This window comes from Photobacterium sp. DNB22_13_2, from assembly GCF_052873915.1.
In genome coordinates, this window is the sequence record NZ_JBNNXU010000002.1 from 43,690 (window position 1) to 59,241 (window position 15,552).

The 15,552-nt window shown below is 43.6% G+C and carries 12 protein-coding genes; 8 read left to right on the plus strand and 4 right to left on the minus strand.

The window, feature by feature from the left end; genetic code table 11:
• The first annotated feature begins 132 nt into the window (after nucleotides 1-132).
• The gene (rsmF, locus tag ACVA58_RS03295; protein ID WP_446509026.1) at nucleotides 133-1,563 is read left to right on the plus strand and encodes a 16S rRNA (cytosine(1407)-C(5))-methyltransferase RsmF; all 1,431 of its coding nucleotides are present in this window, start codon (nucleotides 133-135) and stop codon (nucleotides 1,561-1,563) included.
• Between the two features lie 494 nt (nucleotides 1,564-2,057).
• A complete protein-coding gene (locus ACVA58_RS03300; protein ID WP_446509027.1) occupies nucleotides 2,058-2,645 on the plus strand; it encodes an FMN-dependent NADH-azoreductase in 588 nt (195 codons plus the stop codon).
• A 162-nt stretch (nucleotides 2,646-2,807) separates the two neighbouring features.
• On the opposite strand, the gene ACVA58_RS03305 is transcribed toward ACVA58_RS03300, so the two are convergent.
• Nucleotides 2,808-4,172, minus strand: a complete 1,365-nt coding sequence (locus ACVA58_RS03305) for a MipA/OmpV family protein (protein ID WP_446509028.1) — start codon at nucleotides 4,170-4,172, stop codon at nucleotides 2,808-2,810.
• 149 nt (nucleotides 4,173-4,321) lie between these two features.
• Nucleotides 4,322-4,630, minus strand: a complete 309-nt coding sequence (locus tag ACVA58_RS03310; RefSeq protein ID WP_428652455.1) for a DUF496 family protein — start codon at nucleotides 4,628-4,630, stop codon at nucleotides 4,322-4,324.
• Between the two features lie 628 nt (nucleotides 4,631-5,258).
• Here ACVA58_RS03310 and cspE (ACVA58_RS03315) point away from each other — a divergent pair.
• The 3 genes from cspE (ACVA58_RS03315) to ACVA58_RS03325 all read left to right on the plus strand — a co-directional run bounded on the left by cspE (ACVA58_RS03315) (nucleotide 5,259) and on the right by ACVA58_RS03325 (nucleotide 8,849).
• Entirely contained in the window at nucleotides 5,259-5,468 is a 210-nt protein-coding gene (gene cspE, locus ACVA58_RS03315) for a transcription antiterminator/RNA stability regulator CspE (RefSeq protein WP_446509029.1), read from the plus strand.
• Between the two features lie 458 nt (nucleotides 5,469-5,926).
• A complete protein-coding gene (gene cspE / locus ACVA58_RS03320; RefSeq protein WP_036830632.1) occupies nucleotides 5,927-6,136 on the plus strand; it encodes a transcription antiterminator/RNA stability regulator CspE in 210 nt (69 codons plus the stop codon).
• A gap of 211 nt (nucleotides 6,137-6,347) precedes the next feature.
• Nucleotides 6,348-8,849, plus strand: coding sequence for an ATP-binding protein (locus ACVA58_RS03325; RefSeq protein ID WP_446509030.1), 2,502 nt, complete (start codon nucleotides 6,348-6,350; stop codon nucleotides 8,847-8,849).
• A 41-nt stretch (nucleotides 8,850-8,890) separates the two neighbouring features.
• Here ACVA58_RS03325 and ACVA58_RS03330 read toward each other — a convergent pair whose 3' ends face one another.
• Nucleotides 8,891-9,796: a LysR substrate-binding domain-containing protein gene (locus ACVA58_RS03330; protein ID WP_446509031.1), complete on the minus strand. Its 906-nt coding sequence runs from the start codon at nucleotides 9,794-9,796 to the stop codon at nucleotides 8,891-8,893.
• A gap of 91 nt (nucleotides 9,797-9,887) precedes the next feature.
• On the opposite strand from ACVA58_RS03330, the gene ACVA58_RS03335 reads away from it, so the two are divergent.
• The 3 genes from ACVA58_RS03335 to ACVA58_RS03345 all read left to right on the plus strand — a co-directional run bounded on the left by ACVA58_RS03335 (nucleotide 9,888) and on the right by ACVA58_RS03345 (nucleotide 13,711).
• Nucleotides 9,888-10,817 carry an NADP-dependent oxidoreductase gene (locus tag ACVA58_RS03335; protein ID WP_446509032.1) on the plus strand — a complete coding sequence of 310 codons (930 nt, stop codon included), beginning with the start codon at nucleotides 9,888-9,890 and terminating at the stop codon, nucleotides 10,815-10,817.
• 225 nt (nucleotides 10,818-11,042) lie between these two features.
• On the plus strand, nucleotides 11,043-13,148 hold the full coding sequence (locus tag ACVA58_RS03340) for a metallophosphoesterase family protein (RefSeq protein WP_446509033.1): 2,106 nt from the start codon (nucleotides 11,043-11,045) through the stop codon (nucleotides 13,146-13,148).
• A 41-nt stretch (nucleotides 13,149-13,189) separates the two neighbouring features.
• On the plus strand, nucleotides 13,190-13,711 hold the full coding sequence (locus ACVA58_RS03345; protein ID WP_446509034.1) for a DUF3299 domain-containing protein: 522 nt from the start codon (nucleotides 13,190-13,192) through the stop codon (nucleotides 13,709-13,711).
• Between the two features lie 107 nt (nucleotides 13,712-13,818).
• Here the strand turns inward: ACVA58_RS03345 and ACVA58_RS03350 are convergent, their stop codons facing one another.
• Complete coding sequence (locus ACVA58_RS03350; RefSeq protein WP_446509035.1) at nucleotides 13,819-15,204, minus strand: short-chain fatty acid transporter; 1,386 nt, start codon at nucleotides 15,202-15,204, stop codon at nucleotides 13,819-13,821.
• Nucleotides 15,205-15,552 lie beyond the last annotated feature (348 nt).

Here is a 15,552-nt window from a genome sequence, read left to right on the forward strand (position 1 = left end):
CAAGCTAATAGCTAAACGAAAAGGAGCAGTAATGCTCCTTTTTTGTTTTCGTCAGCCGGCCCGAATATTACTGATATAAGTAACCACAAATGATAAACTTCCGCCCCACTGCTAGATAATCGAGACATTCCCTTGCATCCTAAAATCCATATCCCAGACGCATTCATTGAACAAATTCGTCAGATCATGCCAGATCACCTGAGCTTAGATGAGTTCATTGCCATTTGTAAAACCCCTCTGCGTCGTAGTATTCGTGTTAACACCTTGAAAATCAGTGTGGAAGACTTTCTTGACCGTGTTTCCGATAAAGGTTGGACCCTCACACCGGTACCTTGGTGCGATACTGGATTCTGGATTGAGCGGGAAGATGAAGAGTCCGTCTCTTTAGGCAATACTGCCGAGCACATGGCTGGCCTTTTTTACATTCAAGAAGCCAGTTCAATGATGCCTGTCGTGGCGCTATTAAAAGATAACGACAAACTAGATTGCGTATTGGATATGGCCTCCGCTCCGGGCTCTAAGACAACCCAAATTGCTTGTGCAATGAATAACCACGGCGCTTTGGTTGCCAATGAACTTGCCGCAAGCCGTATTAAAGTACTGCACGCCAACTTGCAGCGCTGTGGCGTATTCAACGCAGCACTCACCCACTTTGACGGCTGTGTTTTCGGTGGTTGGGCACCCGAGTCATTCGACTCAATCTTGCTTGATGCACCATGCTCAGGCGAGGGGGCTATCCGTAAAGACGACGATGCGATGGCAAACTGGAGCCTTCAGTCTGTAGAAGATATTGCAGCAGTACAACGCAACCTCATCATCAGCGGTTTCCAAGCCCTTAAGCCAGGAGGCGTGATGGTTTACTCAACATGCACCCTGAACCTGAGCGAGAACCAAAAGGTATGTCAGCACCTTAAAGAGACCTTCGGTGATGCGGTAGAATTTGAGCCTCTCGCTGACTTATTCGATGGTGCAGAAAAAGCCGTAACTGAAGAAGGCTTCCTTCACGTCTACCCGCAAATCTTCGACAGTGAAGGTTTCTTTGTCGCTCGTATCCGTAAACTTGCAGCGGTCGAGTCGCCAGAAGTGAAAAAACGCAAAGGTAAATTCCCATTCAGTCCTGCTAGCAGCAAAGACAGTCAAGCCATTACCCTAGCATTCAAGCAAGACTTAGACTTAACTATTCCTGCTGATAGCGAAATTTGGCTTCGCGATAAAGAAGTATGGTTGTTCCCGTCAAAGCTACATGATCTCCTTAGTGAAATTCGTTTCCAGCGTATTGGTATCAAGTTGGCCGAACAACACAAAAAAGGTTACCGCTGGCAGCATGAGGCGATCATGACTATTGCTACCGGTCAGGAGAAAACTGCCGTTGCGCTTGATGCGGCACAAGCCAAAGAGTGGTTTATGGGTAGGGATATCCGTCCTGAAAATCTATCAGGAAAAGGCGAAATCATCGTGACTTACCGTGACTACCCTATCGGCATTGGTAAATGGGTCAGCAATCGTATCAAAAATGGCTTGCCTCGTGAACTGGTGAGAGATACCAACTTATTTGACATCTAATTCCACTTTTTGAGCAAGTAAATTATCGCTGGAACAACTAGCATTAAGTAACTGCAACAGATTCACTCAAATAACAGGATATTTTTGTTAAGTATCAGAGATGAATAACATTCTTAGTGGTAAAACTGGCAAATCATACTGCTTGAACTAACATTGAAAGTGTAATTGATCTCCATTTACTAACCAGTTAGCGCAAGGCTCTCACGAGCCATTCCCCTAAGCCCGAAACAGGAGTCGTTTCGGGCTATTTTTTGTCTTCAGACTTCCCCACACGCCATTGGTACAAGCATTGATTTTTTCGTTCATACCCTAAGCATTTTTTTTTGCTAACTTTCAAAGAAAAAACAAAAAACATTAAAAACATGTATTTACAACACAAAAAGCCTATTCGATTTTTTCGAATAACTTAACCGATTTTTTCCGCTATCTTCAAAACGCCTCCCTTCGTATAGTTAGTTCCAAGCCAAACGGCAATGCACTTCAAGGAGCACACTATGTCAAACGTTCTAGTACTAAAATCAAGCATTCTCGGTGACTACTCGCAGTCAAACGGTCTTATCGATCATCTCGTTAATTCCCTGAACACCACTGCCGTCATAGAGCGTGACCTAGCCGCTCAGCCATTACCTGTTTTAGATGGAGAAATTGCGGGTGGTTTACGTGGTGGTGATAATCTCAGCGATAAACAACAAGCAGCACTTACGCTTTCTGATCAATTAATTAATGAAATTAATGTCAGTGACACAATTGTTATTGGTGCCCCGATGTATAACTTTTCTATCCCGACGCAGCTTAAAAACTGGTTTGATTTGATTGCCCGTGCCGGTGTTACCTTCAGTTATACAGAAAACGGGCCTGTCGGTCTGCTAACAGGTAAAAAAGTGATTGTGGTTACCACTCGCGGTGGGATGCACAAAGGCGGCGATACCGACATCATGGTACCTTATTTGAAAACATTCTTGGGCTTTGTCGGTATGACAGATGTTGACGTAGTTTATAGCGAAGCACTGGCGATGGGCGATGAAATGGCTGCAAAAGGGATTGCCCAAGCGAAACAAGAGCTAGAAAGCCTCGTTCAATAATTGATTAAGTTTTGAAAATAAGCAGTGCCTTCTCGCGGCACTGCTCATACTGACGCACTACAAGGTGCTTGGGTATACAATTATCGCCTTATCCATTCTCGCTACTGTGATTTCACTGATGGGTAAGGCTTTTTTGTGATCTATTTTCGTGCTGTAACAGCCCTAAAAATCAAACTGCACATACACTGTGTTGTAGTTACTCCCGCCTTTAATACGACCAAACTGAGAAGCGCTTTCAAAAATCGCTGAACGGTGGTGCAAACTGTAACCTAGCCACACACCATCTAGCGGTTTATGGTTGAAAACATCACCAAGGTTGACATCAAAAGAGAAATCTAAATAGTTAAGCAACTTACTCGGTTCATAGCCTTTTCGATCCATCTCTGACTGCTCAATGTAAGTAATACGATTGACATAAGACAAGCCCTCGGCAACACCAAAGCGCCACTGCACCGGCCACGTAAAGGTGTAAAACGCTTTAATTGCCATCACATATTCTTGTGTTGAACTTTGAACATCAGAACTCCAATGCCATACAAAGCCGGGAGTAAGATAGATGTCCAGCGGTAAACCAAACAACTCATCGGTCAAAGGGTGACCATAGAATACAGAGGTCAACTGATTGTTGAATTCATCTTTTTCTGCATTGCCAGAGAAAATTTCACCGATATTCGATGGTGTCGCCCACCCATGGGCAACGCGCAAATATGGCTTATTACTGATACTCGATTTTCTCGATTTCTTGGTGTCATTAAAGAAACCGAAGCCAAGGTATGCTTCACCTTGCCAGTTGTCACTGATCAAATCAGCATCACGAGTGTTACTATCAAAATAACGAGCATAAGCCCCACCTACAACGTACAAGTTTGACGTGACGTGGTAACTAAAAGCAGAGCCCATTTTGAAGTCGACCCCTGAATCAATATCCTCAAAATTCAACCCGTAGTAGTAACTATTGTAATCACTGTCTTTCCAAATCAAAGATGCCTTGGGAAGGAAACGCCAGTCATTATATTGGTAGTCTCCACCGATAGAGAACTGAGAACTAAGCCGGCCATCAGGATCCGTCAGCAACTCTAGATCGGTATAATAATTATCATCCCAAAAATATTTGTACTGGAACCCATAATCCGCCGTATCGCCCCCTATCTCATTCTGAAAAGAAGAAGGTATATCGATAAAGTGCATTCGGATGAGGGCATTCACTTCCCAATCTTGCTCACGGTAGAGATTTAGGCCACCTTCTGTGCCGTTAATAAACAAGCGCTCCCCCTGATAGAACATCATAGGAACAAAGGTTGCTACCGTTGAATCTTCTACCACAGATTCTGTTGCATAAGGAATTGAGGCTCCACGCATAACCGCAGCGATACCCCACTTTTGTTCACCGTCTCTTTTCTGCCGTAAATCATCTACGGATATAAAGCCTAATGGCTTCTCGTTATCTATCGACACAGCAGGACTTTCTGTATCAGCAGCCAAAGCTACAAATGGCAAACAAGCGATGAACCCAAGTTGTTTAGACAATCAAAACCCCTCAATAATAACCGTGAATTAATAATAGCTTTTATAGGCTTATATATACCTGAATTTAAGTACATTATTGTCGAGATGAGGTAAAAAAAGCATAAAAAAAGCCCGATCACGATCGGGCTTTTAGAAATCAAGTATCGCAATTACTGCTGAGAAGCAATCTCTGCTTTTTTCAGATCTTTAACGTTCTTGCTGACTTCACGACGCTCTTTAGAAAGCTCAGCGCTGATGATGATGTGGTCATCAACACGATCTTCATAATCACCTTTCATGTTTTCAACGATTTCTACAATCTGATCATGAGTCATATCAGCTTTGATATAATCAAGTAGGTTTTCTAGCAATTCAACACGTTTACGGTTATCGCGAACTTTACGGTCGTTGTCTAGAATCTCACGCTTTAACTTATTCTTGCGACGAGTCTGACGAACTAACTCTAAGATAGTGTTCATTATTTGTCCTTTTATGAATCTACAAAACCTAACTGCCTCCGTTATAGCAGAAAGTTGTATTGCCACTCAAGTCACATTTTGAGCAGTTAAACCAAAACTGCCCGCTTCATTGACTTATTTCATCAAACGGAGCGATACACTTCCTGCAAAACGAATATCCTGTAACTACCTCAAGGCACTCAATTCGCCTTCATATGCTCATCCATCCAGTACCTGAAGCAACAGGGGGTGTACTTATACAGCCTCGACATAGACTCGCTAATCCATGTGAATCTTTTTCTTAAACTGAGTCCATTGATGATGACTCAGAACCCCGCAACTTGAAGTCACTAGCGTATAAAGCTAAAAGTAAGATTTCGTTAAATTTGTGAGATTACTTAAGGGTTAGTTCAGATTCTACAAAATCCTGTGAAAGCCCCCACAAATTTCTTATTTTTTTATTTGCAATTAGCCCAATGCTGCCTAATCTTTGAAGTGAGCAATACTGTTTGGCACTGATACAACAATGGCTTCTGAATCGCTTCGTCTAGCAATTATTTTTGCAAGTCCAACAGGTGTTTAAGAGTTCAATTGTTACAGATAAGATAGTATTGGCATATGTACAGATGTAAGTTATTCAGGAGACAACATGTCTAAAGCAACAGGTACCGTTAAGTGGTTCAATGAAGAAAAGGGTTTCGGTTTCATCACACAGGACAACGGCGGTGCTGACGTATTCGTTCATTTCCGTGCAATCACTGGCGATGGCTTCAAGACCTTGGCTGAAGGTCAAAAAGTAAGCTATGAAACAGAACAAGGGCCAAAAGGTTTACAAGCTGCGAACGTAGAAAAAGCTTAATTTTCTCTGTTCTCACTTGGATAAAAGGGCTTTTTAAAGCCCTTTTTTACGTTCTACATTAGGCGCTTACCTGTACAGTTATTATTCACCTATAAATTAACTGCTTAAACTTCGACCTTTCGCTCTAATCTGCCGTGAAATCAATCAAAACAGTGATAACATCTTGTATACCATCATTAAAACAACAGCTTCAGTACAATCCAAATCACACTTTTCCATATAAACATCTTAATTTCACAGTATTTGCTTGCCACCCTCCGTCCCGTATGGCCTAATGTGCTTGGCCTGAAATGCAGACCTATTTATGCAACAAATTGAAATAGAAAACTTCGTTACACCGCTTCACCGAGCGACGTTGTCCTGAAGAGCTCAACATTCTTTTGTCCATAAGTAATTCATTATGATGGCTTAAGTACGCAACATAGCGTTTTTTAATTTTTTGATTCAGGAGACATTACATGTCTAAAGCAACTGGTATCGTTAAGTGGTTTAACGACGAGAAAGGTTTTGGTTTCATCACTCAAGACAACGGCGGTGCTGACGTATTCGTTCACTTCCGTGCTATCGCTGGCGAAGGTTTCAAATCTCTAGCTGAAGGCCAGAAAGTATCTTTCGACATCGAACAAGGTCAGAAAGGTCCTCAAGCTGCTAACGTTGAGCGCATCTAATTCGCGTTAACGTACAGAATTCTAAAAGGGTGCCTTCTGGCGCCCTTTTTTCTTTCCCCCCTCTTGTAAAATGCCTTCCTTCCGAGAGTGAAACCCACCCAATGTAACATTTTTGAAATAAAATAAATATCGACACTCTGAAAGTGCCTTTTTACTTCCCTTTCGCCATAGACTGGGAATAAATGCTTTTGTTTTCAGGGAACTCATCGACATGGCAGTACATCGCACTCTTCACACACAATCTATTCACCGCCTTCTTATAGCTGGGGCTACGGTTATTTTCTCGCTTTTATTTATTTTCTTCATCACCGACCATTTACTCCATAAAAAATATACCCAACTTCAGTCATTGCAGAACACGATACTAGAAGCCTCTAATGGCATGCTCATGATGCGTCGCCATGAAAAAGACTATCTTGCGAGAGTCGATGAAAAGTACCTAGTAAGAATGGAAGACGCCTACTTAAACCTCAAAGCACAATTATCTGAAATCAATCAGGCTATAAATAAGCATGGCATTCAAACCAGTTATGATGAACAGCAAGTATTAGCCAACATCGATAACTATTACCAACAATTTAATACTATGAGCCAAGCCATTCTGGCTATTTTCGGTGAGAAAGGAACAACGAGCTTAATTGATCAACTAAAAGATAACGCTCTCGATTTCGAACAAAAGCTAATTACTGCAAATTCACCAGAAGTCGATACGCTCACACTCACAACAAAAGATTTGATGTATCAGTTTTTCACCGATTTTGACTCTCAGTTACTGCCTCTCATTGATCAAAATCTAGATGAAATAGCAAAAGCTATTACCTTATCTCCCTACTTGAGCTCATCATCCACCAGCTTTAATAATTTCAAGCACGCGTTTTATCAATTACAGCGTAACTATAAAACGTTTGGCTATTCACATAACGATGGAATGCACGGCCAACTTCGCAGCACTATCCATTCATTGGAGTTAACTCTCAACACCCTGTTTATCGAAACGCCAATACAAATCAATCACGTTATGGGGAAATATGAAAGCTATAAGAAATCCGTGGCGTTAGGGTTATGCCTCGCTGTTATTCTTGTTCTACTGTACGTGATAAAACAAACCAATAAGCTTGAACAAGCCCTAATAGCAGCACGAGAGCAAGAGAAACAAGCCAACAAGGCCAAAAGTGCTTTCCTTGCCAACATGTCTCATGAAATCCGCACTCCGCTAAACGGCATATTGGGGATGACAGAAATTCTATCGGACTCCAAACTTAGTGCCGTACAAAGTGACTACCTATCGACCATCAACGCATCTTCCCAAACACTACTGATGCTCATCAACGATATTCTCGACTTATCCAAAATTGAATCAGGCCACCTTGAAATTGCTCCCCACACATGTGCACTCAAAGAAGTCATCTTTGATACGGCTGCGCTTATTGCCCCGAAAGCCCAACAAAAGAAAATAGATTTGGTGGTCGACTTAGATTCAGCCCTTCCCGACTATATCAAAGCCGATGAGCAAAAAATTCGCCAAGTGCTGATGAACCTTGCGTCTAATTCTATTAAGTTCACAGAGTCAGGCTCGATTACTTTTACAGTAAAACTGCTTAACCACTCTTCAACACAAATACAGATTTTCTTTTCAGTCCGTGATACAGGGATCGGCATAGATAGCGATAAGCAAGCACACATCTTTGAAGAATTTCGACAAGAGACAAGCCATACTTCCTCGCAATATGGAGGAACCGGTCTAGGCTTAGCGATCTCTGCAAAAATTATTGAAATGATGGGTGGTGAAATCCAGCTAGACTCCCAAAAGCAGATAGGCAGTACATTTTCTTTTACCCTGACTTTTCAAAATGATGACCAAACCACGAGCCCAGTACCAAGCTGGCAGGTATTTTACTTGGCATCAGACCACAACGATTTGTTGGTCACAGAAATAAAGCGATTCGGATATCAGCTAACGCTTTGTCACAGTGTCGATGATGTACTCAATGCAGACAACTCCTCTGCTGTTGTTATCATTGACGAGCCCAGTTTACTGCCGATAACAGCAAACACACTCAGCACTTATAAAACCCTCTATGTCCGTCACAACCATGAGATCATTGATGGCATTGCCAACAATATTGTTGCCTTGGCGACGGCTCCACTGTTTGGTATGCGTCTTAATAATAAATTGAAGAGTGCTTTTTCCACGAATACACAAGATAACAATAAACAGCCTAAGCCTTCCGACGTTGAAACACCTTCAAATACTGACATAGCAACCAGTAAACAAACCATCCTGGTTGTCGAAGACAATAAGATTAACCAGCAAGTTGTGTGTATCAACCTAAAACGTGCAGGTTATGAATACTTGATTGCCAATAACGGTCAAGAAGCTGTTACCCTCTACAAGCAACATCATCAACACATCGACCTTATATTGATGGACTGCATGATGCCCATACTAAACGGGTTCGAAGCGACTCAGACTATCAGAGCTTGGGAACAACAGCAGACCCTGCACCGTTCACACATTATTGCGCTAACCGCTTCCATTCTTGATGACGATATACAGCAATGTTTCGACAGCGGCATGGACGATTACCTGCCAAAGCCTTTTAAACGAGATGTATTAATTGAAAAACTACAAAAACAAACCAACGAACCTATTGGTCTAGGCTCCTGTTTCCATAAACCGTCCCCCCTTGAATCCAAGTCCCCCATTGGTTAACGCGCTAATTTGGCAAGCAGGCAGCAAGCCTGTTTGCCTACCTACAGAGCTTGATCAAGAAACTGTCGAAACCACTCATCAAAGAAAGAAATAAAGGCCGTGGTCTTACTCGGGGTGAAAAGACGATCAGGATACATGGCACAAATATCAAGTGTCGATGACGGGTAATCGGAAAACAGCACCGTAAGCTCTGGGAAGCCCTGGCTCATATATTCAGGCAGAAAAGCTATGCCATGGCCCTCTTTGACAAGGTGCCTGACAAAAAACGTATTATTTACCCGTGCCTTTTGAGGTACTGACACCCTCTCTATACCATCTTTTCCCTTGAACGAAAGTAAATTGCAATTAGCAAAAGCATGGGCGATAAACTTATGGCTTGCTAACTCCCCAACGGTTTCTGGGTAACCGTATTTCTCTACATATCTTTTTGAAGCATACAAACGAATGGGCAATGTCCCCATCTTTTTCATGATTAAGTTCGAGTCCGGGTGGCTAAAGCTGGCTCGAATACAAACATCGAACCCTTCCTCAATCAAATCAACCTTACGGTCATCGAGATGAACATCCACATCGATATTCGGGTATGCAGACATGAATTGACTGCATAGCGCCATGAGCTCCTGTTCACCGAAAACAGAAGGCATACTTACTCTAAGTCTTCCTGAAGGCGACAATCCTCTATCTTGAATTTGTAACTCTGCCAATGCTAACTGCTGAATAACAGACTGGCACTCATCAAGATACCGTATCCCGATATCCGTCAAATGTAGTGACCGTGTGGTTCGGTGTATTAGCTTAACCTGCAGTTGATTTTCTAAAAAAGATATCTGCTTACTGACGAAAGATGGCGAACAACCTCGGTCGTGTGCCGCTTTAGAAAAACTTCCTGACTCAGCCACTCTAATAAACATTTCCATGGCATCTAGCTTATCCATCATCTTTTCCATATCAGAATAACTGTCTGCACATTGTGCCGCTTTATCATCGTGTCTGGAAAAAATACTATCACCGGGATGCTAAAAGAAGGAACTGACTCGCATGAAAGCACTTCAACTCAATGAAAGTAATGAAATAAGCCTCCAAGACATTGCCATTCCAAGTATTGCCGACGACGAAGTTTTAGTTAAGGTAGCTGGTGCTGGTATTAACCCTGTAGATTGGAAAATTGCGAACGGGACGCTCGCTTTTCTTATCAAGAAACCACATCCCTTGACTCTGGGTACCGATCTATCTGGCACAATTACGCATGTAGGAAGCAGCGTAAAGCAATTCAACGTAGGCGATAGGGTTTACGCGATGGCAGAGATTGGCTTTGACGGCACCTTTGCTGAATATTGCAGAGTCAACATTTCAGCGCTATCTCTTGCACCGAAAAGTGAATATCTTGCGCAAGCAGCAGCCTATCCACTGACGAGCCTGACAGCATGGCAGTCTCTCTTCTCTATCGGCCAACTACAAGCAGATCAGCGTATTCTGATCCATGCCGGAGCCGGTGGCGTGGGTCATATTGCTGTACAGTTGGCTAAAGCCAAAGGTGCATATGTTATTGCAACAGCCTCAGCACATAATGAGAGTTACTTGTATGAACTCGGTGCTGACGTTGTTCTTGATTACAATAATCAAGACATCATAACGACCTTACAAACCAATCCCGTAGATATGGTGTTCGATACACTGGGTGGCCAAGTACAAATAGACTCATTGAAGGTTATTCGCAATGGTGGCCGTTTGGTTTCTATCACGGGCTTATCCGAAGAGACGGAAGCGCTGGCTACACAGAAAAATATTAACGCTCTTTTCCATTTTGTTCAAAATAACGGCGAACAGCTAACACACATTGCCGAATTAATTGATTCTGGCAAGCTTAAGGCCAATATCCAGCAGTCTTTTAATATTGAAAGTCATAAAGCCGCTTTTAGTCTAAGCGAAGATGGCCATGTCAGAGGCAAGCTCATTTTTACGCTGTAAGGTAGGTTCTAAGCTACATATTGAAAGGGTGCGCTATGGCACCCTAAACTCAGTTAAAATCTATTCTATTCGACAAAAACTTGCACTAAACATATGAATAATTCATGAACACCATCCTGCAATCATTGCAGACGACAATTCAAAATAATATCACCTACATCGCATCTATTTATAAGACGCAATTAGTACCCTCTTTGGCACTTAAATCATATGTCAGGGAAAACAATGCAACCTTTCTACAAAGCGCTCTGTGCCATTGCTGTCTCCGCAGCATTACTTTCAGGCTGTAATAGCAGCAGTTCAGAATCGGGGAAAACGGATCCCAAGCCAGATCTTGATAATACCCGTGTAGGGATTCTTACCGATACCCAAGGTGGCGGTGACGCTGTTGCAGTCAACCAAATGGAAGCCATTCTCGATTTGTACCGTGACAATGGGGTGAATATCGTTATTGCGGTAGGTGACCTAACCAATAGCAATACCGAACATGAATACGAACAATGGAAAGAACTAGCGAGCCAATATTCACACCAAATTACGTTTCTTCCACTGATGGGTAACCATGACCGTAAGCCGGGTGATAACTACACCTGGAAACGGATCATGGAAGAGTTCATTCCTAAAGAAAACATCAATCATATGCCTGGCCGCCAGTACCAAACTTATGCTTATACCCATAATAATGTACTCATGGTACAAATCTCTGACCAAGACATGCCTTACGCTTACGACTGGGCTGAGCAAGTAATTGAAAATAAGGCTGTTGGGATAGATCATGTGTTTGTCTCCACTCACAGCCCGTTTGTGGGGCCGTACCGTGGCGGCGTGATGATGGAGCGTGTTGTTGCACGTTGGAATGATCAACGCGAAAATGACATGTACACCCGTGACCAAGAAAAATGGCGTCAGTTATTCACCAACAATGATGTTGTCTTCGTATCGGGTCACGATCACCAGTACAGCCGTTCAGTGATTTGGGACAACGGCGCAGGCCCTGATACACAAAATCTACATAGTGACACGGCAGTAGAGCCAAACCATCGCTTCTTCCACCATATCGTAACAGGCAATGCATCAGAGAAAGGCTACTACAACCGCGTTGGTGAGTTCGAACGTATCCAAAGTATGTTGATGTACAAAACCCGCTATGTCAGCCCGAAAATTCCAGATGAGGATGATCGTGCAGAGTGGGATCAGGAAATGATCGACCGCGATAGTGTGGCAACAGGCGATTTGATGGTCAACGCGTCGTGGTTTGATATCAATGGCAAAGAGATTCAATACTCCGCCTTCTACGATACGTTCACGCAATCTTCAGAACTACTAACAAGTGCAGACTGGAAACTATTCGACCGCTTTGTCCGCACCCCGCAGCGTTGTGACAAAGTTGTCTATCCTGCCAGTGCTCCTTTCTCTGCCACTTATTACAGTGCTGTAGATACCAACTATCGCACCGTGAACTGTTATTCAGAAAATGGACACCGGGCTCGCTTACTTGATGGCAATAACCAAGTATTTAACCGTGTTGATCAGGCTCTTGAAGGTGCGCTTTGGATGGGGTGGACTGATTCGGACGCCATGGATCGCATGTGGGATCTCATGCTAACCAAGCCCAGTATCCGTAGCTCGCAGGCTGGTCCTGATGGTAAACCATCTGACCGCGATTTCGTTGTTGATGGCCGTTCTGGCTTGAACTACAACCATGCCAAGCGTTTCGAAGTCGACGAAGGCCGTATGCGTTGGTATCCCGCCACCTATGACATGAAGAAACTCGTCAGTCTAAGTTGGCTTGAAGGTGAAGAATCAACTGAATCCGACATTCTTATTGTCAGCGGCATCCAGAGTCAAACCGGCACCTATACCAACGCCTTCGGTGCAGAGAAAGACATCACCACTGAGCCCGGCTGGCCAGGTACCTCAGCCGAAGATATCGAAGCTGATGGCGACCACAAAAACCTCAATGCCATTGAAAAGCAACCTTTGGCCTATGATGGTTTACTCGCCGAAAAATCACCGAATCGCCTGAGCGAATCACACAGTTGGATACTTGATGACTCAGTACGCGCCGACGACTTCGTACTTGAAATGGCTATACCTGGAGGCTTAGAAACATCTGAAGTGACTCTCGCGGTAGAAGTGAATGGTCAATGGCAGCCGCTGGTAGAAAACCAGTGTATTAGCCAGGAGGCCTACAGCAGCCAATTCCTCGTCGAACAACCGGAAGATATTGCGGATCTAGGCTGTGACGACCAATGGACAGTCGGTCAGTATAACAATACATTCTGGGCCAAAGTGGACCAAGACGGTCGTTTTGCCATTATCAAAAAATAACAGAGTACAGGAGAGGCTCAGCCTCTCCTCTATAACGAAATATGAAAAAAGCACTATTTACCACATTACTGGTTAGCCTGCTTTCCGGTTGTTTACAACAAATAACGGAAAGCCAACAAGAGCCGACTGACTGGACTGAATTGATCCCGCATGAACAGCGAGAGACTATCCTTGCGCTTATCGAGGAAGAGCGGGCCTTTGCCAATGAATATCATGACGACCTTATCGGTCCGCAAGAACAATCAATGGGAATCGGGTTTGCCAACATTAACCATAATGTCATTTCGCAAGACGTGAAGTTAGCGGGATTTGTCGTACCGCTTGAATGGAATGACTATGCGGTAACCGAGTTCTTGCTTGTGCCCTATTTCGGTGCCTGTATCCATATGCCCCCGCCACCAGCGAACCAAATGGTGCACGTGAAATACCCTCAAGGGGTTGAGAATTTATTACTGCGCGATGCTATTTGGCTGGAAGGGACATTAGAAGCGCAGGCAAAAGGCTTCGATACATTAGGTGAGGTGGCCTATACCATTTCGAACCCGACCGTTAGCGCCTATTAGTTTCTCGAGGTGAATAACCTGTGATAACCTGGCTCGAGGCCCCACACGTGAGAACATTTGTTCTCTCGTAATTCGGCCTCGAACAAGGAAAAGCGGCGCGGTTTACTTTAAAAAATTAAAAGTCCAAGCCCAATAATTACACCGGAGGCGAAAAGCGAGATAATACAGAACCCCATAATATCTTTCGCATTAAGCCCTGCAATACTCAACGCAGGCAACGCCCAAAACGGTTGTATCATATTCGTCCAAGCATCCCCCCACGCGATAGCCATTGCGGTTTTAGCAGCAGGAACACCGAGTTCAGCGCCCGCTGGCATCATAATTGGTGCCTGAACAGCCCACTGACCGCCACCTGAAGGGACAAAGAAGTTAACAATCCCGGCACTAATAAAGGTAAACAATGGGAAGGTATATTCATTGGAGATACTGACGAACATATCAGACATCGCTCCAGCCAATGATACGCCCTCTGGCCCCTTCGCCACCATCATCCCCATGATCCCGGCATAGAATGGAAATTGTAGCAAAATCCCCGTTGTGTTTTTCGTACCTTCAGCGACCGCTTTCAACAACCTTTTAGGAGTGCCGTGCAAAAGAATTGCGGTAAACAAAAAGATGAAGTTAACGATGTTGAGGTTAAGAGCAAAACCATTCTCGCTGAAATACATGACGATATAGGTAAAGCCTAATAACGCCAGCAAACGGTTAACCCATGGCGATTGTTCTAGTTTCTCAGCGGGTGTTAAGTCAGCTCTCTTTTCTTCCTCTAGGCTTTCATCTGATGACAAAAGCTCTGGTGGAATAGTCACCACTTGATCCGCTGAAGGGTGCATAGAGCGATTCAATAAAGGAATAGTAATCAACATTACCAAAAGAATGATGATATTCATGCTGGAGAACAGTGTTTCCGCCGTTGCTACAGGTGCCAATACAGCGCCTGCTGTTACAGTTTCAAGGTTACTTCCCGAAGCTAATGCTAACGGTACAGAGCCAGAAAGGCCTGCGTGCCAGAACAAAAACCCAGTATAAGCCGATGCAATCAACAGTCGGTAGTCGACCCCTTTGACTTTCGCAGCCAATTCACGGGCAAAGATTGCCCCGACCACTAAGCCAAAGCCCCAATTGATCCAGCAAGCAATGGCAGAGACAATGGTGACGATCAAAATTGCATGCCCAGGGGTTTTAGCCGTCATGGCTAAGTAAGACAGGCCACGGCGAAATACCGGAGCTGATGCCATAGCATGCCCCGTTACAACCACCAAAGCCATTTGCATAGCAAAAGTGAGTAATGACCAAAACCCGCCCGCAAATGCATTAACCATTTGGGTGGGGCTTTGTTGAGTTACCGGCATTGCAATAAGGAAAACAGCAAAAGTGAGTAATGCGGCAAATAAAAACGGGTCTGGTAAGTAGCGTTGAACCAAGGCGGTACATACCGTTGAAAAACGCTGAATGAGTGTTGATCTTTGATAGGACAGTGTTTCAGTAGCCATTTCCATCTCCTTTAGAATATGTCTACAGCGTGATTGGATATTATTGAGTTATTTCTCACCTATTATTGAAGCTTAACCATAGCTAAATTAACACTTTCATTATCAGGAATTGGTTTTGCAAATACTGGATACTGTAATACGTTTTTTTCGGGTTTGATTACAGAAATAGTTATAGAACCCTGCTAATGCTGAACTATCTGTAAAGTCGGTGGCTATTCAATAGTTCAACAACAATCTTCTTTATTCACTTGAGAGCAAGCAATATATCGCATCCAAACGTGATACCCTGCCCATACATTCACGCCACCAATAAATCTTTATCTCCCCCTCTCCTTCTGCCTGCTAAAA